General features: G+C 64.7%; 19 protein-coding genes. 8 read left to right on the top strand and 11 right to left on the bottom strand.

The window, feature by feature from the left end:
* Positions 1-38: 38 nt before the first annotated feature.
* A complete protein-coding gene (locus tag ACVIN2_RS19485; protein WP_456766779.1) occupies positions 39-548 on the bottom strand; it encodes a septal ring lytic transglycosylase RlpA family protein in 510 nt (169 codons plus the stop codon).
* Between the two features lie 645 nt (positions 549-1193).
* Here ACVIN2_RS19485 and ACVIN2_RS19480 point away from each other — a divergent pair.
* From ACVIN2_RS19480 to ACVIN2_RS19455, 6 genes are all read left to right on the top strand, one after another.
* On the top strand, positions 1194-1754 hold the full coding sequence (locus ACVIN2_RS19480) for a F0F1 ATP synthase subunit delta (RefSeq protein WP_007604340.1): 561 nt from the start codon (positions 1194-1196) through the stop codon (positions 1752-1754).
* Positions 1754-3283: a F0F1 ATP synthase subunit alpha gene (gene atpA, locus ACVIN2_RS19475; RefSeq protein ID WP_456766778.1), complete on the top strand. Its 1530-nt coding sequence runs from the start codon at positions 1754-1756 to the stop codon at positions 3281-3283. The genes ACVIN2_RS19480 and atpA overlap by 1 nt, the downstream gene beginning before the upstream one ends.
* A 153-nt stretch (positions 3284-3436) precedes the next feature.
* The gene (locus ACVIN2_RS19470) at positions 3437-4312 is read left to right on the top strand and encodes a F0F1 ATP synthase subunit gamma (RefSeq protein WP_456766777.1); all 876 of its coding nucleotides are present in this window, start codon (positions 3437-3439) and stop codon (positions 4310-4312) included.
* 52 nt (positions 4313-4364) lie between these two features.
* Positions 4365-5807, top strand: a complete 1443-nt coding sequence (gene atpD, locus ACVIN2_RS19465; RefSeq protein ID WP_007604346.1) for a F0F1 ATP synthase subunit beta — start codon at positions 4365-4367, stop codon at positions 5805-5807.
* Positions 5808-5893: 86 nt separating this feature from the next.
* Entirely contained in the window at positions 5894-6301 is a 408-nt protein-coding gene (locus ACVIN2_RS19460) for a F0F1 ATP synthase subunit epsilon (RefSeq protein ID WP_456766776.1), read from the top strand.
* Between the two features lie 151 nt (positions 6302-6452).
* On the top strand, positions 6453-8081 hold the full coding sequence (locus ACVIN2_RS19455) for an adenylate/guanylate cyclase domain-containing protein (protein WP_456766775.1): 1629 nt from the start codon (positions 6453-6455) through the stop codon (positions 8079-8081).
* Positions 8082-8158: 77 nt separating this feature from the next.
* Here ACVIN2_RS19455 and ACVIN2_RS19450 read toward each other — a convergent pair whose 3' ends face one another.
* The 9 genes from ACVIN2_RS19450 to ACVIN2_RS19410 form a co-directional block, all read right to left on the bottom strand.
* Positions 8159-8659: an RNA pyrophosphohydrolase gene (locus ACVIN2_RS19450; protein WP_063992361.1), complete on the bottom strand. Its 501-nt coding sequence runs from the start codon at positions 8657-8659 to the stop codon at positions 8159-8161.
* A 64-nt stretch (positions 8660-8723) separates the two neighbouring features.
* Positions 8724-9227, bottom strand: coding sequence for an RNA pyrophosphohydrolase (locus tag ACVIN2_RS19445; protein WP_456766774.1), 504 nt, complete (start codon positions 9225-9227; stop codon positions 8724-8726).
* Positions 9228-9302: 75 nt separating this feature from the next.
* On the bottom strand, positions 9303-10535 hold the full coding sequence (locus ACVIN2_RS19440) for a divergent polysaccharide deacetylase family protein (protein ID WP_456766773.1): 1233 nt from the start codon (positions 10533-10535) through the stop codon (positions 9303-9305).
* 143 nt (positions 10536-10678) lie between these two features.
* Positions 10679-12034: a S41 family peptidase gene (locus ACVIN2_RS19435; protein ID WP_018459850.1), complete on the bottom strand. Its 1356-nt coding sequence runs from the start codon at positions 12032-12034 to the stop codon at positions 10679-10681.
* Entirely contained in the window at positions 12031-13377 is a 1347-nt protein-coding gene (locus tag ACVIN2_RS19430; protein WP_456766772.1) for a murein hydrolase activator EnvC family protein, read from the bottom strand. The genes ACVIN2_RS19435 and ACVIN2_RS19430 overlap by 4 nt, the downstream gene beginning before the upstream one ends.
* A gap of 33 nt (positions 13378-13410) precedes the next feature.
* Positions 13411-13893, bottom strand: coding sequence for a 23S rRNA (pseudouridine(1915)-N(3))-methyltransferase RlmH (gene rlmH / locus ACVIN2_RS19425; protein ID WP_027566421.1), 483 nt, complete (start codon positions 13891-13893; stop codon positions 13411-13413).
* Between the two features lie 96 nt (positions 13894-13989).
* Positions 13990-14346: a ribosome silencing factor gene (gene rsfS / locus ACVIN2_RS19420; protein ID WP_007604366.1), complete on the bottom strand. Its 357-nt coding sequence runs from the start codon at positions 14344-14346 to the stop codon at positions 13990-13992.
* Between the two features lie 237 nt (positions 14347-14583).
* Positions 14584-15228: a nicotinate-nucleotide adenylyltransferase gene (locus tag ACVIN2_RS19415; RefSeq protein WP_456766771.1), complete on the bottom strand. Its 645-nt coding sequence runs from the start codon at positions 15226-15228 to the stop codon at positions 14584-14586.
* 20 nt (positions 15229-15248) lie between these two features.
* Complete coding sequence (locus ACVIN2_RS19410; protein WP_456766770.1) at positions 15249-16544, bottom strand: glutamate-5-semialdehyde dehydrogenase; 1296 nt, start codon at positions 16542-16544, stop codon at positions 15249-15251.
* Positions 16545-16739: 195 nt separating this feature from the next.
* Here ACVIN2_RS19410 and ACVIN2_RS19405 point away from each other — a divergent pair, with 195 nt between their 5' ends.
* Complete coding sequence (locus ACVIN2_RS19405) at positions 16740-17018, top strand: type II toxin-antitoxin system ParD family antitoxin (RefSeq protein ID WP_456766769.1); 279 nt, start codon at positions 16740-16742, stop codon at positions 17016-17018.
* Complete coding sequence (locus ACVIN2_RS19400; RefSeq protein ID WP_456766768.1) at positions 17008-17304, top strand: type II toxin-antitoxin system RelE/ParE family toxin; 297 nt, start codon at positions 17008-17010, stop codon at positions 17302-17304. The genes ACVIN2_RS19405 and ACVIN2_RS19400 overlap by 11 nt, the downstream gene beginning before the upstream one ends.
* Positions 17305-17323: 19 nt before the next feature.
* Here the strand turns inward: ACVIN2_RS19400 and proB are convergent, their stop codons facing one another.
* Positions 17324-18445, bottom strand: coding sequence for a glutamate 5-kinase (proB, locus tag ACVIN2_RS19395; RefSeq protein ID WP_456766767.1), 1122 nt, complete (start codon positions 18443-18445; stop codon positions 17324-17326).
* Positions 18446-18559: the final 114 nt, after the last annotated feature.

The following is an 18559-nucleotide window of genomic DNA, read 5'->3' as shown; positions in this document are numbered from 1 at the left end:
CCCCAAGACGGCGGGCTTATTTTCGGGCGTCGCGCGTCTTAGGAGACGACTTCCGCGGTGACGCGGCCGACGCCGGCGCCGGTGAGGCCGATGGCGCGGGCAGCGCCCGTGGAGAGGTCGAGGACACGGCCGCGAATGAACGGGCCACGGTCGTTGATGGTGACGATGACGCTCGAGCCGCCATGGGTGACCCGCAGCTTGGTGCCGAACGGCAGCGAACGGTGCGCCGCGGTCATGGCGTTCTGGTTGAAGCGCTGGCCCGAGGCGGTCCTGCTGCCGGACTCGTTGCCGTAAAAGGAAGCCATGCCGGAGAAGGAACGTCCGGTGCCCTGCGACGGCGTCATCGACGCATTGGCGTTACGCCAATCAGAGGTCGTGTTGGCATCGTTCTGGGCCTGATGGCGGTGATGATGGTGGGAATACCGATGGTGATGGCGGGATTTGGCGGAAGCTTCGGTGGCAGTTCCACCGATGAGAAGAGTTGCGGCAACAAAGGCGATCGCCGTACGCGGCCGGGTCACAGAGCCCAGCGTCTTCAAACAAAGCATATATTGGTCCCTAAGCTAGTATTGCCACATATGTGGCAAGTGGAGCCCCCGTAAGTTTGCGAGCGGGACCGCGTTTCGATTCCTAATGAGGCGTGAATTGGGCAGTAAATCCGTTCTGTGTCGCCGTGTAATATCTTGTTACCGGCAGGGATATTCAGCCAACATTCCGTAATATTGAAATTTACGATTCATTAACCTATAGATTACTCGCGAATACTGTAAAACGAAGTCATCGCTTTCCGCATTTAGAATTCGGAAAGTATTCGGCGAGTGAAGCTAGGAGCGCCGGAATCACGCCTCAGCGATCCGTGTTCATGGCCGCTATGCGCTGAGGGCAGGAACCAATGGCCGACATCGGCTCGCAGGTGACCTTAACCGCTGTGGCAATTCCGCGGCATGGCAGGTCGTCGCCGCGTCGTCGTGGACTGCGACGAACTGGCGACAGAACGTCATGCCTTTAATTTGGCGTCATGTTGCACGTGCGCGCCTGCTATGTTAGCAAAGCCGCGATTTTAACGAGCCCGGCACTTCCGTGCGGGGTCGAAAATCGAAGTCCCGCTTGAATTCCAAGGGCTTGGATCGCTAGGCGCCGCTTTGTGGCGACGGTTTTTCCCTTGCGAGTTTGACAGCAAAAAGAGCACGTCTGTGGCTGCAGAAGATACGTCCGTTTCCGGTGTGTCGGGCCGTTATGCAACGGCCTTGTTTGAACTGGCCCGCGACCAGAAAGTGGTCGACGAGGTCAAAGCCGATCTCGAGAAATTCGAGGGCATGCTGAACGAAAGCGCCGATCTGAAGCGCCTCGTTCGCAGCCCGGTTTTCGCGGCCGACGCCCAGTCCAGGGCCCTCTCGGCCGTGTTGGACAAGGCGGGCATCGCCGGCATCTCCGCCAATTTCCTGAAAGTGCTGACCGCCAACCGTCGCCTGTTCGCGGTGGCTGACGTGATCCGCGCCTATCGCGCCCTGGTCGCCAGGTTCAAGGGCGAGGCCACGGCCGACGTCACCGTGGCGGAGGCGCTCTCGGACAAGAATCTCGACGCTCTCAAGGTTGCCCTGAAGTCGGTGACCGGCAAGGACGTCGCGCTCAACGTGAAGGTCGATCCCTCGATCATCGGTGGCCTCGTGGTCAAGCTTGGCAGCCGGATGATCGATAGCTCGCTTCGCACCAAACTCAATTCGATCAAGCACGCGATGAAAGAGGCAGGCTGATGGACATCCGCGCCGCGGAAATTTCCGCGATCCTCAAGGACCAGATCAAGAATTTCGGCCAGGAAGCTGAAGTCTCCGAAGTCGGACAGGTGCTGTCCGTCGGCGACGGTATCGCCCGCGTTTACGGTCTGGATAACGTCCAGGCCGGTGAAATGGTCGAGTTCGAGAACGGCACCCGCGGCATGGCGCTGAACCTCGAAACCGACAACGTCGGTATCGTCATTTTCGGCGCCGACCGCGAGATCAAGGAAGGTCAGACCGTCAAGCGCACCCGCGCCATCGTGGACGCGCCGGTCGGCAAGGGCCTGCTCGGCCGCGTCGTCGACGCGCTCGGCAACCCGATCGACGGCAAGGGCCCGATCCAGGCTGACAAGCGCATGCGCGTCGACGTCAAGGCGCCCGGCATCATTCCGCGCAAGTCCGTGAACGAGCCGATGGCGACCGGCCTCAAGGCGATCGACGCCCTGATCCCGATCGGCCGCGGCCAGCGCGAGCTGATCATCGGCGACCGTCAGACCGGCAAGACCGCGATCGCGCTCGACACCATCCTCAACCAGAAGCCGCTCAACGCGCAGCCGGACGAGAACATCAAGCTGTATTGCGTCTACGTCGCGATCGGCCAGAAGCGCTCGACCGTTGCCCAGTTCGTGAAGGTACTGGAAGAGCAGGGTGCGCTGGAATACTCGATCATCGTCGCCGCCACCGCATCCGATCCGGCACCGATGCAGTACATCGCGCCGTTCACCGGCTGCACCATGGGCGAGTACTTCCGCGACAACGGCATGCACGCCGTCATCATCTATGACGATTTGTCCAAGCAGGCCGTCGCCTACCGCCAGATGTCGCTGCTGCTGCGCCGCCCGCCGGGCCGCGAAGCCTATCCGGGCGACGTGTTCTATCTGCATTCCCGCCTGCTCGAGCGCGCGGCGAAGCTGAACAAGGACCAGGGCTCGGGCTCGCTGACGGCGCTGCCGGTCATCGAAACCCAGGCCAACGACGTGTCGGCCTACATTCCGACCAACGTCATCTCGATCACCGACGGCCAGATCTTCCTCGAAACCGACCTGTTCTTCCAGGGCATCCGCCCCGCGGTGAACGTCGGTCTGTCGGTGTCGCGCGTCGGCTCCTCGGCGCAGACCAAGGCCACCAAGAAGGTCGCCGGCAAGATCAAGGGCGAGCTGGCGCAGTACCGCGAAATGGCGGCGTTCGCGCAGTTCGGCTCCGACCTCGACGCCTCGACCCAGCGCCTGCTCAACCGCGGCTCGCGTCTCACCGAGCTCCTGAAGCAGCCGCAGTTCGCGCCGCTGAAGATGGAAGAGCAGGTCTGCGTGATCTGGGCCGGCACCAACGGCTATCTCGATCCGCTTCCGGTCAGCAAGGTGCGCGCGTTCGAGGATGGTCTGTTGTCGCTGCTACGCGGCAAGAACGTCGAGATCCTCAACGCGATCCGCGACAGCCGCGATCTCTCCGACGACAGTGCCGCCAAGCTGAAGTCGGTGGTCGAAGGTTTCGCCAAGAGCTTCGCATAAGAGAACGGTCGCAAGGCCGGGCTTGTTGTCCCGGCCGTCCGTGCCTCACTGCATGGAAACGAAGACGTGGATGCCCGGGACACGCCCGGGCATGACGACTGGGATAGGCTAGCGGCTTGATCCAGGGGATCGAACCGCCGGGGTGAACGAAGAATGGCGTCACTTAAAGACATGCGCGTCCGCATCGCCTCCACCAAGGCGACGCAGAAGATCACCAAGGCCATGCAGATGGTCGCAGCGTCCCGATTGCGCCGCGCCCAGCAGGCGGCCGAGGCGGCGCGGCCCTATGCCGACAAGATGAGCGCGGTGATCTCCAACATCGCCAGCGCTGCCGCCGGTTCGCCCGGCGCTCCGGTGCTGCTGGCCGGCACCGGCAAGGACCAGGTTCACCTGCTGCTGGTCTGCACCGGCGAGCGCGGCCTCTCCGGCGCGTTCAACTCCTCGATCGTGCGCCTCGCGCGCGAGCGCGCCCAGGCGCTGATGGCGCAGGGCAAGGAAGTCAAATTCTTCTGCGTCGGCCGCAAGGGCTACGAGCAGCTCCGCCGCCTGTACGACAAGCAGATCGTCGAGCATCTCGACCTGCGCGGCGTTCGTCAGCTCGGCTTCGTCAGCGCCGAGGACATCGCAAAGAAGGTTCTGGCCCGCTTCGACAACGGCGAATTCGACGTCTGCACGCTGTTCTACGCGCAGTTCAAGTCGGTGATTGCCCAGGTCCCGACCGCACAGCAGATCATTCCGCTGACCGTGGAAGAAAAGGCGGCGAACGCGCCGTCGACGTCCTACGACTACGAGCCGGAGGAAGACGAACTCCTCTCCGGCCTGTTGCCGCGGAATATCGCGGTGCAGATCTTCCGCGCGCTGCTGGAAAACAACGCCTCGTTCTACGGCGCCCAGATGAGCTCGATGGACAACGCCACCCGCAATGCCGGCGAAATGATCCGCAAGCAAACCCAGATCTACAACCGAACCCGTCAAGCCCAGATCACCAAGGAGCTGATCGAGATCATCTCCGGCGCCGAGGCGGTCTGACGCACGAACCAAACGACGGTCGTTCAAGTAAAGAATTTCGAAGGAGAGCTTCATGGCTACAGCAGCTACCCAGGTCGGTCGTGTCACCCAGGTCATGGGCGCCGTCGTCGACGTTCAGTTCGAAGGCCATCTGCCGGCCATTCTGAATTCGTTGGAAACCAAGAACGGCAACATCCGCCTCGTGCTGGAAGTTGCGCAGCATCTCGGTGAGTCCACCGTGCGCACGATCGCGATGGACGTGACCGAAGGTCTGGTCCGCGGCCAGGAAGTGACCGACACCGGTCAGCCGATCTCGGTTCCGGTCGGTGCGGGCACGCTCGGGCGCATCATGAACGTGATCGGCGAGCCGATCGACGAAGCCGGCCCGATCCAGTCCGAAGGCAAGCGCGCCATCCATCAGGAAGCGCCGAGCTACACCGACCAGTCGACCGAAGCTGAAATTCTCGTCACCGGCATCAAGGTCGTCGACTTGCTCGCGCCCTACGCCAAGGGCGGCAAGATCGGCCTGTTCGGCGGCGCCGGCGTCGGCAAGACCGTGCTGATCCAGGAGCTGATCAACAACGTCGCGAAGGCGCACGGTGGTTACTCCGTGTTCGCCGGCGTCGGCGAGCGTACCCGCGAGGGCAACGACCTCTATCACGAGTTCATCGAGTCCAAGGTCAACGCCGATCCGCACAATCCGGATCCGAGCGTCAAGTCGAAGTGCGCGCTGGTGTTCGGCCAGATGAACGAGCCGCCCGGCGCCCGCGCCCGCGTCGGCCTCACCGGTCTGACCGTCGCCGAGCACTTCCGTGACCAGGGCCAGGACGTGCTGTTCTTCGTCGACAACATCTTCCGCTTCACCCAGGCCGGTTCTGAAGTGTCGGCGCTGCTCGGTCGTATCCCGAGCGCCGTGGGTTATCAGCCGACGCTCGCCACCGACATGGGCGCGCTGCAGGAGCGCATCACCACCACCCAGAAGGGTTCGATCACCTCGGTGCAGGCCATTTACGTTCCGGCCGACGACTTGACCGACCCGGCGCCCGCGACCTCGTTCGCGCATTTGGACGCCACCACGGTGTTGAACCGCGCGATCTCGGAAAAGGGCATCTATCCGGCGGTGGATCCGCTCGACTCGACCTCGCGCATGCTCTCGCCGCTCGTCGTCGGCCAGGAGCATTACGACACCGCGCGTCAGGTCCAGCAGGTGCTGCAGCGCTACAAGTCGCTGCAGGACATCATCGCCATTCTCGGCATGGACGAGCTTTCGGAAGAGGACAAGCTGACGGTGGCTCGCGCCCGCAAGATTGAGCGCTTCCTGTCGCAGCCGTTCCACGTCGCCGAAATCTTCACCGGCTCGCCCGGCAAGTTCGTCGACCTCGCGGACACCATCAAGGGTTTCCGCGGCCTCTGCGAAGGCAAGTATGACCACCTGCCGGAAGCCGCCTTCTACATGGTCGGCACCATCGAAGAGGCGATCGAGAAGGGCAAGAAGCTGGCGGCCGAGGCGGCCTAAGCTGCGAAGGGCGAGCGGGGAGTAGCGAATAGTCGCGCTGCTCCCGCTCCATTTGTAATTCGCTACTCACCATTCGCAGGTTTCCAATGGCCACCTTCCACTTCGATCTCGTCTCGCCGGAAAAGCTCGCCTTCTCGGGCGAGGTCGACCAGGTCGATATCCCCGGCGTCGAGGGTGACTTCGGCGTGCTGGCGGGACATGCGCCGGTCGTGGCCGCGATCCGGCCCGGCATTCTCACCGTGACCACCGGCGGCAAGCACGAGAAGATCATCGTGCTCGGCGGTATCGCCGAAGTTTCCGACAAGGGCCTCACCGTGCTCGCCGACGTCGCGACCTCGCTGGCCGAGCTCGACCGCGCCCAGTTCGCCGCGACCGTCTCGGAGATGGAAGAGGGCTTGAAGGAGCACGAAGGCGACGAGCTCGATCAAGCCATTGCGCGGCTCGACCACTTCAAGAGCATCCAGCACGAGCTCAACACCACGGCTATGCACTAAGCCTCGGTGCACCGCGCCGGGGCTCAAGCTACAAATTCCTGAATGAATCCAGCGCTTGTCACGGAAGTGGCGGGCGCTGAAACTTTGTTGCACGGCGCCGCCGATAGCGCCATTCTGCGCCCGCGAACTTTGTTCCGGGGGCCGGCCGCAGATGAAACGCAAGATCGCAGCGATTTTCGCGGCCGATATTGCCGGCTACTCGCGACTGGTCGCGGAAGACGAAGAGGAGACGCTGCGGCGTCTCGCCTCCTATCGCGAGGTCGTCGACGATTTCATCGCCAGGGCGGGCGGGCGCATCTTCAACACCGCGGGCGACGCCGTGCTCGCGGAATTTCCAAGCGCAGTCGATGCGGTGCGCTGCGCGATCGATATCCAGGAATCCCTGCGAACCCGCAACATGGCCTATCCGCCAAGCCGGCAGATGTCGTTCCGCATCGGCATCACCATCGGCGACGTGGTCGAGCGCGACGGTGATCTGCTCGGTGACGGCGTCAATATCGCCGCCCGGCTCGAGGGCCTCGCCGAGGTCGGCGGCATCTGCGTCTCCCGCGCGGTGCACGAGCAGGTCGCCAACAAGCTGTCGGTGCAGTTCGCCGATATCGGCGCGCAGGAGGTCAAGAACATCCCGACGCCAGTGCACGCCTACATGGTGGCGATGCGGCGCGGGGACGGCAGCTACGCAACGCCGCAGATCAAGAAGGTGGCGAAGGCCGCGCCCGCGCCGAACTGGATGTGGCCGCTGGTGGTCGGTGTCGTCTCCGTCGTCGCCATCGGCGTCGGCGGCTTCCTCTATTTCACCAAGCTCGAGACCACGAGGGCGCCGGCGATCGCAGCGACCGTGCCAAGCGCTGCATCAAGCCCTGTATCAAGCCCCGCACCAACTGCACCAAGCCCGTCATCCACCATGGCGGCGAAAGCGCCGATGCCCATGCCGGCAGCATCGGCTTCGCCGATGGCCGGCAAGTTTCCCGCCGACAGCGTCCCCTTCATCAACGAGCGCATCCGCAACTACCTGGCGAGCGACTATTCCGCTGCGGGCGACTACAAGGCGTTCGCGCTCAATGTCGGCGGTTTCACCGGCGCGTCGTTGAATCAGCCGAACGAGGAAGCCGCGCGCAACGCCGCACTCGATCAGTGCCAGAAGCGCGCCGATGCCGCGCAGTCGCCGCGGCGCTGCGAGCTCTATGCGGTCGGCAACAACGTCGTCTACACACACGGCAAGCCGCCGATGCCGCCGCAACCGTTCGTCCGGCATGATGCCATGACCGAACGCGCCTTCGCCTCGAAAGAGTTTCCGATGGTGCGCGATCCCGCCAAGGTCCGGCTCGAGAACATGTTCGTGCCCGCGGCAAAATCCCGCGCGGTCGCGCTCGGCCCGGGCGGTCAATATTTCATGGTGATGGGCGCAGGATCCGCCGACGATGCCGCGCGGCGTTCGCTGGAATCGTGCGGCGCGATCGCCGGCGTCGCCTGCCTGGTCGTTGCGGTCGACGAGAATTTCATCGTGCCGATCCCGACCCTGCTCCGGATCACCGGCTTCTTCCACGCGGCATCCAACGCCTCGATTGTCGCCGACGCGCGCGACGAGGTGGTGCGCAAGCTCGGAGATGGCATGGGCTGGAACGCCGTCGCGGTCGGCACCGCGGGCCGGCCGGGCCTCGGTGTGAGGGCCGCCGACGAGCAGTCCGCCGTCAATTCCGCGCTCGCCGACTGCGCCAAGCGCGACAGCGACTGCCACGTCATCGCGATCGGCCCGTTCACGGTGGGACCGATCAATTAGGCTCGCGCAAATTTCGGGCGAAAGTTCTCTGTTGATTTCAACCCCGTCCTACTGTGCATGGGGTTGTTTTCGCGTTTTTAGTTCGCGAACGGCGCGAACTGCTGCGCCACGGCGCTGTAGACATGGCGGCGGAACGGCACCACGACATCGGGGACGCGGTCGAGCCGCTCCCAGCGCCAGGCGTCGAACTCGGCGGGCTGTCCGTTGCGCGGCGTCAGCGGATCGATCTCGTCATCCTTGCCGGTGAAGCGCAGCGCGAACCACTTCTGGCGCTGGCCGCGGAATTTCGCCAGCCGGTGCGTCTGCGGCCCGTCATAGGGCGGGAATTCGTAAGTCAGCCAGTCGGTCTCGCCGAGATAGGTTGCGCTCTTGACGCTGGTCTCTTCCCAGAGCTCGCGCAGCGCAGCGTCGCGCAGATCCTCGCCCTCATCGACGCCGCCCTGCGGCATCTGCCAGTCCAGGCCCGGCAGGATGATCTCGGGTCCGTCGCCCTTGAAGCGGTGCCCGATCAGCACGCGGCCATCGGCGTTGAACAGCGCGATTCCGACATTGGGACGGTAGGGTTTTTCAGTGCTCACGCGTGGATCTCTCGTCGTCATTCCAGGCTGTGCATTAGCATCAAGCTGGAACGGCGACTTGAACTTAATCCTGCGCCAGCGGGGAAAATTCCTTCACCACGCGCTCGTAGACCGGGCGCTTGAACGGGACGATCAGCCCGGTCAGGTTCTTCATCGGCTCCCAGCGCCAGCTCACGAACTCGGCCTTGTGGCCGCCGCCGGGCTTTTCGACGTTGATCTCGCTGTCCTTGCCGGTGAAGCGGACCGCGAACCATTTCTGGCGCTGACCGCGGTAGCGGCCCTTCCAGGTACGCCCGGCGACCGTGCGCGGAATGTCGTAAGTGAGCCAGTCCGGAACCTCACCGAGCCGCTCGACGGAACGCACGCTGGTCTCCTCATAGAGCTCGCGCTTGGCGGCCTCCCAATTGTCCTCGCCGGGATCGACGCCGCCCTGCGGCATCTGCCAGACATGAGTGTCGTCGACATGCTCGATGCCACCGGCGCGGCGGCCGATGAACACCAGTCCGTCCTTGTTGAGCAACATCACGCCGACGCAGGTCCGGTAGGGCAGATCCTCGTAACGCGCCATTCCGCCAGACCTCTCGCATGCTGTCGGTAAGGCTGAAGCAGGCCCCGCCGGCCTGTGCCGTACCAATCCGTTGATTTAGCTGGATTTTGATTTCAGCATCGCGGTTGTCAATGGCACCAAAAGGATACCTCGGTCGCCCAATGTCTTGGTCCAGGCGCCGATGCGCTCGATCGAGACCGGGAGGGCGGAGGCGGTGCCCACGGCCACGCCGCGCTCGCGCGCCGCCGCCTCGAGCTTGGTCAGGGCGCGGTCGATCTCGGCCGGGGTCGGCACCGCGTCGATCGCGATATCGCCCTTGCCGAACGGCATCGCCAGGCTGCCGGCGGCCTGGGGCGCGATGCTGCGCGGCGAGGAGCCGTCGTCGAAGAAGCCGAGGCCGCGCTTGGCCGCCTCGCGGATGATCGGCTGCATCGCCGGCTCCGTTGCGATGAAGCGGGCGCCCATGAAATTGGTGAGGCCGGCATAGCCCTGCATCCGGCTCAGATGCCAGTACAGCCGGTCCATGTTCTGGTCGGCACTTAGCGACGTCAGCAGCGTCTGCGGCCCCGGATCGTTGTCGGGGAAGTCATAGGGCTCCATCGGGATCTGGAGGAAGATCTCGTGGCGCTGGGCGCGGGCGCGCTCGGCGAGTTTTCCTGGATCGGACCCATAAGGCGTGAAGGCCAGCGTCACCGCCGCTGGCAGCCGCATGATGGCATCGGTGGTCTTGGCGGCGCCGACGCCGAGGCCGCCGATCAGGATCGCGACCACCGGCATCTTGGCGGCCTTGGCGCGATCGGCATCCGCCGCATAGACGTTGAACGGCTTGAGGTCCCCGGACATCGCGGGGATCATGCCGTAGCGCGATTTCTCGAGGAGTTTTGGGTCGATCCCGGCCATGACGGGCGGCGGTGCGGAGGCCGCGGCCGCCTCGCTCTTGCCGGCAGGATCGCCGCCGATCACCACGTCGTGGCGCGTGCCGGTGGAACCGTCGATCATGGTGACGGTCTTCTGCTCGCCCGCCTGCTTCGGTGTCTCCTTGGTCTCGTGCTTGCTTTCCTGCTTGCTGTCCTGGCCGTGGCCGGAAGCGGCCGGCTTGTCATCGCCGGCCTTGTCTGCGGCACTGGGCTCGCGGATCGCGAGCCGCGTCATCGGCTCGCCGCCGAGCGGATCCTTGTTGAAGATGGCGAAGCCGGCAAAGGTGACCAGGAACAGGCCGAGCAGGACAGCGAGCAGCTGCATGGCCGTGAACGGCAGCCGCAGCCGGCGTTTCCGGCGCGGCTTGTCCCGTCCGAGCGGGGCGCTCAGATCATCGGCCGTTTCAGTCATGCGCGATCCCGAATCACTCGAGACGACGATACCACGCCGGGGTCAAGCGGCGGCAGGCCGGGATAGGCCGGGGATATCAGGAGTTCCAAGCAAAAAGGGCGGCTCCGGGAGCCGCCCTTTTCGTCAGATCGCGATGCGCCGACTTAGTTCGCCGCTTTGGGCTTGTCGGTCGTGGCCTTGTCGCCGCCCGGTGTGGGCGCCGCGGACGCGCTGTTCTTGATGCCGTGGAGCAAATCGTCGGCGAGCTTGAGCGCCTTGTCGTCCTTGGCGTCCGGCGGGACGTAGGATTGCGAGCCGGTCTTCTCGTCGCCGTCGTTCTTGAGATGGCCGCGCAGCGAAGCTTCGCCCTTGGTGTCGGTGCGCGACTTCAGCTCGTCCGGCACGTCCTGCAGCACTTCGATGTCGGGCACGATGCCCTTGGCCTGGATCGACTTGCCCGACGGCGTGTAGTAGCGCGCCGTGGTCAGGCGCAGCGCGCCGTTGCCGCTTCCGAGCGGAATGATGGTCTGCACCGAGCCCTTGCCGAACGAGCGCGTGCCGACGATGGTCGCGCGCTTGTGGTCCTGCAGCGCACCGGCGACGATCTCCGACGCCGAAGCCGAGCCGCCATTGACCAGCACGATGACCGGCTTGCCCTTGGTGAGGTCGCCCGTATGCGCGGTACGGCGCTGGGTCTCCTCGGCATTGCGGCCGCGGGTCGAGACGATCTCGCCCTTCTCCAGGAAGGAGTCGGAGACGGTGACCGCTTCCTCGAGCAGCCCGCCCGGGTTGTTGCGGAGGTCGATGACGTAGCCCTTCAGCTTGTCGCCGATCTGATTCGAGAGGTTGGCGACCTCGCGCTTCAGGCCTTCGGTGGTCTGCTCGTTGAAGGTGGTGATGCGGATATAGGCGATGTCGTCGGCCTCGACGCGGGCGCGCACCGAACGAACGCGGATGTTGTCGCGCACCAGCGTGACGTCGATCGGATTGTCCTGGCCCTTGCGGATGATCTTGAGCTTGATCTTGGTGTTGACGGGGCCGCGCATCTTCTCGACCGCCTGGTTCAGGGTCAGGCCCTGCACCGCTTCGTCGTCGAGATTGGTGATGATGTCGTTGGCCATGACGCCGGCGCGCGAAGCCGGGGTGTCGTCGATCGGCGAGACCACCTTGATCAGGCCGTCTTCCATCGTGACTTCGATGCCGAGGCCGCCGAACTCACCGCGGGTCTGCACCTGCATGTCGCGGAAGCTCTTGGCGTCCATGTAGCTCGAATGCGGATCGAGACCGGTGAGCATGCCACTGATCGCGGATTCGATCAGCTTGGTGTCGTCGGGCTTCTCGACATAGTCCGAGCGCACGCGCTCGAAGACGTCGCCGAACAAATTGAGCTGGCGATAGGTGTCCGCGGTGGCGGCTCGCGCGCTGGAGCCCATGAAGACTGCGCGCGGTTGCGTCACGAACAGCGTCAGCGCCGCACCGGTGGCCGCGCTGAGGAGGATAACTGAAGTCTTGCGCATCATCCGCGAACCTTCTCGCCTTCATTTGCGGCCCACCATGGGCCTGGATCGATTGGAGTGCCGTCTTTGCGGAACTCGACATAGAGCACAGGTTGACTCGCGTTCGTGGCGAGAATGGAGGCGACTTGAGAAGTCGACCCCATGGTCGCGACAGGCTCCCCCGTGAGCACAAACTGACCGATGTTGACCGAAATGCGCTCCATCCCGGCGATCAGCACATGATACCCGCCCCCGGCATTGAGGATCAAGAGTTGTCCATAGCTGCGGAACGGGCCGGCATAGACTACCCAGCCATCACACGGCGTCGTGACCTGGGAGCCGGGCCTGGTCGCCAGCGAAATGCCCTTCTGGACCCCGCCGAGCCCGTCCGAACCGCCGAAATCCCTGATCTTGTTACCGTTAACCGGAAGAGGCAGGAGGCCCTTGGCTGCGGCGAAGGCCATCGCCGGGGTGGTCCGGGAACGATCCTTGAACGCGCCGGGACCGGTCTTGGCGCTGGCGGCCGCGTTTGCAGCCGCCTTGGCCTCGGCCTGCCTGGCGGCCTCGGCCGCCTTCTCGGCGGCCTTGGCGGCGCTTTGCAGATCCTGCTCCATCTTGGCGATCAGCCCCTGGAGATCGCCGACCTGTCGTGAGAGCGCGACGGCGCGCGCGTTCTCGGCGTCGAGGTCCTTTTCGCGCGACGCCTGCTGGCGCTGCCGCTCGTCGACCAGAGCCGCGAGCCGCGTCTGGTCGTTGCGCACCTTGTCGCGGTCGGAGGCAAGCTGGTCGCGCTCGGTCGCGATGGTCTTGCGCAAGGCCACGAGCTCGCCGAGCTCGCTTGCGATCTTCTCGGCGCGGCCGCGCAATTCCGGCACCACGGCACCGAGCAGCATCGCCGTGCGCAGCGATTGCAGTGCGTCCTCGGGCCGCACCAGCAGCGCCGGCGGCGTCCGCCTTCCGGCGCGCTGCAAGGCCGCCAGCACCTCGACGATGTCGGCGCGGCGTAAATCGAGCGAGCTGCGCATCGCCTGCTCGCGGCCGTTCAGCGATCGCAACCGCGCTTCGGCCTCGTCGATCTTGGTCTCGACGGTGCGCACATTGGCGGCGGTGTCGATCAATTGTTGATTGAGCTGGGTGCGGTCCTGGCCGAGCGAGGTGATCTCGGCCTTGAGCTTGGCCTGCGCTTCCTCCGCGCTCTTCTTGCTGGCGCGCGCGGCTTCGAGCTCCTGCTCGCGCTGCTTGATCGCATCGGGCGCGACGGCCGCAGTCTGCGGTGCAGGCGTCTGAGCTTGCGCGAGGCTTGCGCCCAAAATACTTGAGCCCATAACGCCGGCGATCAGCAGCTGGTTGAGAATTGGCGCTCGCATCGCTTTAGGCAAAGGTGCTCGTTGTGGCGCGGATCACGCGCGGTGATAGGGGTGGCCGGCCAGAATGGTGGCGGCCCGATAAAGCTGTTCCAGAAGCATGACGCGGACCATTTGATGCGGCCAGGTCGCAGAGCCGAACGCGATCGCGAGCTTGGCCTTACGGCGCAATTCGGGCGAAAGTCCGTCCGCCCCTCCGATCATGAAGATAGTATGACCGGCACCCTCGTCGCGCCAGCGCCCGAGATGCCGTGCGAATACGGTCGAATCCAGATTCTGGCCGCGCTCGTCCAGCGCCACCAGGACCGATTTTTCGGGAACATGGGCGGAGATCGCCGCCGCCTCTTCGGCCATCCGCGTCGCGGTATCGCGCGCGCGGCTTTCGGGCAATTCGTGGATGGCGAGCTCGCGGAATCCGAGCTTGCGGCCGGCCTCGTCGAACCGCTCGAAATAGCGCTCGGCAAGCTCCCGTTCGGGGCCCTGCTTCAGCCGGCCCACCGCAATGACAGCTATGCGCATGATATGTTCAGGGTCGCGTTTTCTGGACCGCGCGCGATATGCGCGCGCACGACGCTAGCATGCGCGTCGGCCGATTCGAAATCGGCCAGCAGCCTCTCAGATCGCCTTCGCCGCCCCTGGGCCCTGCGTGTACAATCTCTCGAGACTGTAGAACTCGCGGACCTCGGGTCTGAACACGTGCACGATCACATCGCCGGAATCGATCAGCACCCAGTCGCAATTGGGCAAGCCCTCGACGTGGATGTTCTTGATGCCGTTTTCCTTGAGGCCTTTGGCGACGTTCTCCGCGATCGCGCCGACGTGCCGGTTGGCCCGGCCGGTGGTGACGATCATGTAGTCGGAGTAGGCCGATTTGCCGCGAAGGTCGATGGTGACCGTCTCTTCCGCCTTCATGTCGTCGAGGCGGGAGAGGATCAGGCTCAGCGTCTTGTCGGCGTCGGGTTGCGCCTTCAAGGCCGCAGCTTTGGTCGATGTTTTACGCGTCGGCTTGGCAACCTTGGGTAAAACAGACTTCGGTGAAGCCGTCTTGGGTGAGGCTGTCTTGGACAATACAGATGTGGTCAGGGACCATTCCTTTCACTGTATCGCGAACGCCGAATCCGGCGCTCACTGGTTACACTACATCATGTGGGGTTAAGGGTTTCAATATGCCAGAGAGCCCGAAGTCCGAACGCGTTCGCACAATCTGACTCACTTCGTACCTTTCCAGCTTCCGTCCGGGTTCCGTAAGCCCGTCGAGGAGAGATTCAGCTTCATGCCGGTCAGGAATACCCAGGCCGGGGCGGCCCGATCCGCAAGCAATGGCGCCTCATTCTCCGGCAAACGGTAGCGCCTGAGCGCCTGGGCGGCGGGAGAGGCGAGGGCGCGAAAACTCTGTGGCGGGCGGTCGATGACCGCGATCGGCACCTGATCGGCGATCCGCCGCCAGTGCTGCCAACGATGGAATTGAGCGAGGTTGTCGGCGCCCATGATCCAGACAAAGCGCAAGCCCGAGAGGCGGCGGCGCAAGGTGTTGATCGTGTCGATGGTATAGCGCGTGCGAATGACGGATTCGAGACAGCTCACCTCGATCCTGGGATCGTCGGCGACGTCGCGCGCGGCCTGCATGCGCTCGCCGAGCTCGTGCAGCGCGCCGTTCTCCTTCAGCGGATTGCCCGGCGTCACCAACCACCACACGCGATCGAGCTGGAGGCGTTTCAGCGCGAACTGGCTGATTGCGCGATGGGCCTGGTGCGGCGGATTGAACGAGCCGCCGAGCAGGCCGATGCGCATGCCCGAGGTATGGGTCGGTATGGCCTGCGCGAAGAAACGTGGCGCGACGAAATTGTTGCTCAATGCCCCGCGCCCTGCGTCGTCTACGGCCGCGTCTGCCCGGTGCCGTGAACGCGATATTTGAAGCTCGTCAGCTGCTCGGCGCCAACCGGGCCGCGGGCATGGAATCTGCCGGTGGCGATGCCGATCTCGGCGCCGAAGCCGAACTCGCCGCCGTCGGCGAACTGCGTCGAGGCGTTGTGCAGCACGATCGCGGAATCGACCTCGCTCAGGAATTTCTTCGCAGCGCTTTCGTCGGCGCTCACGATCGCGTCGGTATGGTGCGAGCCGTGGTTCTGGATATGCGCGATCGCGCCGTCGACGCCGTCCACCACCTTCGCTGCGATGATCGCGTCGAGATATTCGGTGTCCCAATCGTCCGCGCTCGCGGGTTTGACTCGCGGATCGGTCTTTTGCACGGCGTCGTCGCCGCGCACTTCGCAGCCGGCCTCGATCAGCATCTCGACCAGCGGCTTCAGGTTCTTACCGGCAGCGGCGCGATCGACCAGCAGCGTCTCGGCGGCGCCGCAGACGCCGGTGCGGCGCATCTTGGCGTTGAGCACGATCGACTTCGCCATGGCGAGGTCGGCGCTGCCGTCGATATAGACGTGATTGACGCCTTCGAGATGCGCGAACACCGGCACGCGCGCTTCCTGCTCGACGCGCGCGACGAGGCTCTTGCCTCCGCGCGGCACGATCACGTCGACGGCGCCGTTCAATCCCGACAACATCATGCCTACCGCCGCGCGGTCGCGCGTCGGCACCAGCGTGATTGCAGCCTCGGGGAGGCCCGCTTCGCGCAGGCCCTGCACGAGGCAGTCATGGATCGCGCGGCAGGAGCGGAAACTGTCGGAGCCGCCGCGCAGGATCACGGCATTGCCCGACTTCAGGCACAGCACGCCGGCGTCCGCCGCAACGTTCGGCCGGCTCTCGAAGATCACGCCGACGACGCCGAGCGGCACGCGCACGCGCTCGATGGTCATGCCGTTCGGCCGTTGCCAGCTCTCGGTGACGATGCCGACCGGATCGGCAATGCCGCGCACGATACCGATGCCCTCGGCCATGCCCTCGACCCGCGCCGGCGTCAGCGTTAGGCGGTCGATGAAGGACGAGGTGGCATTGCCTGAGGCGCGGGCCTCGGTGACGTCCTCGGCATTGGCGGCGAGGATCGCAGCTGAATTGTTGCGGATCGCCCGCTCCATGGCCTCGAGCGCCCGGTTCTTCTGCTCCGGCGGCGCCAGCGCCAGCACGCGCGCGGCAGCGCGGGCACGGGTACCGAGATCGGTCATCAGCGCCTGAAGATCGGCATTGCCGTCGACGGCTTTGAGGGGGGCAGCCATAGGAGTTTCAACCTTCTGCTAAGGCAGTGTCCTAGCACGGAAATCCCGCTTTTGCGAAGGGCGGGGCGGGTATGGCAGGGGTCCGGTTCGCGCCGCCTGGTCGGCCAATGGCCTGATTGCGCCGGGCGTCGGACAAATCCTTGCGGGCTGTCAAAATATCAATAAATATTATTACTTGATAACGGAGCCCCCGCCATGGCGAGCAGCTACAGCATTGGCAAGCATTTCGAGGACCTGATCGACAATCTGCTCGAGAGCGGCCGCTACGCCACCGCGAGCGAGGTCATGCGCGAAGGGCTCCGCTTGGTCGAGGAGCGCGAAGAGCGTCGCAAGGTCAAGCTGGAGGCGCTGCGGGAGGAAATCCAGAAGGGGTTTGACAGCGGACCAATGGAAGAGGTCGATGTCCAGGAATGGATGAACGACATCAAGGCGCGGGGACGGCAGCGACTGGCCGCGCGCAAACGTGGCGAATAGATTCCGCAAAGCTCCACAGGCCGACCAAGATCTCGATTCGATCTGGGATTTCATCGCATCCAACAGCGTTCGGGCTGCCGACAAGCAGATTGCGCGCATCGGCGAGATTTTCGAGATGCTGTTGGAAAATCCCTTGGCTGGCCGCGAACGACGAGAACTGCGCGCCAGCCTGCGCAGCTTTCCCGTTGGCAATTACGTGATCTTCTATGTCCCGCTGCTCGATGGAGTCGAGATCATCCGCGTGATGCACGGCCGCCAGGATATCGGTCCTGACGAGATGCAATAGTTGGCGGACTTGCTGGTGCCTATCCACCCATCACCAGATCATCGCGGTGGATCATCTCGGACCTCCCGCTGATGCCGAGGATGGCCATCACATCCGGGGAAGAGCGGCCCTTGATCCGCTCGGCATCGTCGGCGTCGTAGGCGATCAGGCCGCGGCCGACCTCGCTGGTGTCGGGGCCGCGCACGATCACGGCGTCGCCGCGGGCGAACTGGCCCTCGACCTTGACGACTCCGGCCGGCAGCAGGCTGGCGCCCGCGCGCAGCGCCGCGACCGCGCCCGCGTCGATCGTCAGCGTGCCCTTCGGCTCCAACGAGCCCGCGATCCAGCGTTTTCGCGACGTGATGGGATTGGCCGGCGTCAGGAACCAGGTGCAGCGGCCGCCATCGGCGATCGCCTGCAACGGATGCTCGATCTTGCCCGAGGCGATCAGCATATGCGTGCCGCCGGTGGTCGCGATTTTTGCGGCTTCGACCTTGGTGCGCATGCCGCCGCGCGACAACTCGGACTCGGCGTCGCCCGCGACAGCCTCGATCTCCGAGGAGATGCTGTCGACGACCGGAATGAGCTTGGCGTCCGGGTTGTTCTTCGGCGGGGCGTCGTAGAGCCCGTCGATGTCCGATAGCAGCACCAGCAGGTCGGCGCTCGCCATGGTGGCGACGCGCGCGGCGAGGCGGTCATTGTCGCCGTAGCGGATCTCGTTGGTCGCGACCGTGTCGTTCTCGTTGATCACGGGGATCGCGCGCCACTCCAGCAGCTTGCCGATGGTGGAGCGCGCGTTGAGATAGCGGCGGCGCTCCTCGGTGTCCTGCAGCGTCACCAGGATCTGGCCGGCGCCGATGCCGTGGGCGCCAAGGACCTCCGACCAGATGCGGGCGAGCGCGATCTGACCGACGGCTGCGGCCGCCTGGCTCTCCTCCAGCTTCAGCGGGCCGCGCGGCAGTTTCAGGCGGCTGCGGCCGAGCGCGATCGAGCCTGAGGAGACGACGAGCACGTCACGTCCCTCGCGATGCAACTTGGCCATGTCGTCGGCGAGCGCGGCAAGCCAGGACGCCCGCACCTCGCCCTTGTCGGAATCGACCAGCAACGCGGAGCCGACCTTGACGACGATGCGGCGGAATTGACTGAGTTCGGGACTGGCCATGTGTGTATGTGGTGCGTGTATGTGCTGGAGAGCGGGGCCGGTAAGGCCCGCTTTTGCAGCAGGACGATGGCCGGCGCAAGGCGGCAGGCCCGGTAAACGGCGCTTGTCCGGAGC

The organism is Bradyrhizobium sp. USDA 3650, assembly GCF_054057395.1.
The sequence above is the reverse complement of the archived record's forward strand: the minus strand, read 5'-3'. Positions and strand labels throughout refer to the sequence as shown.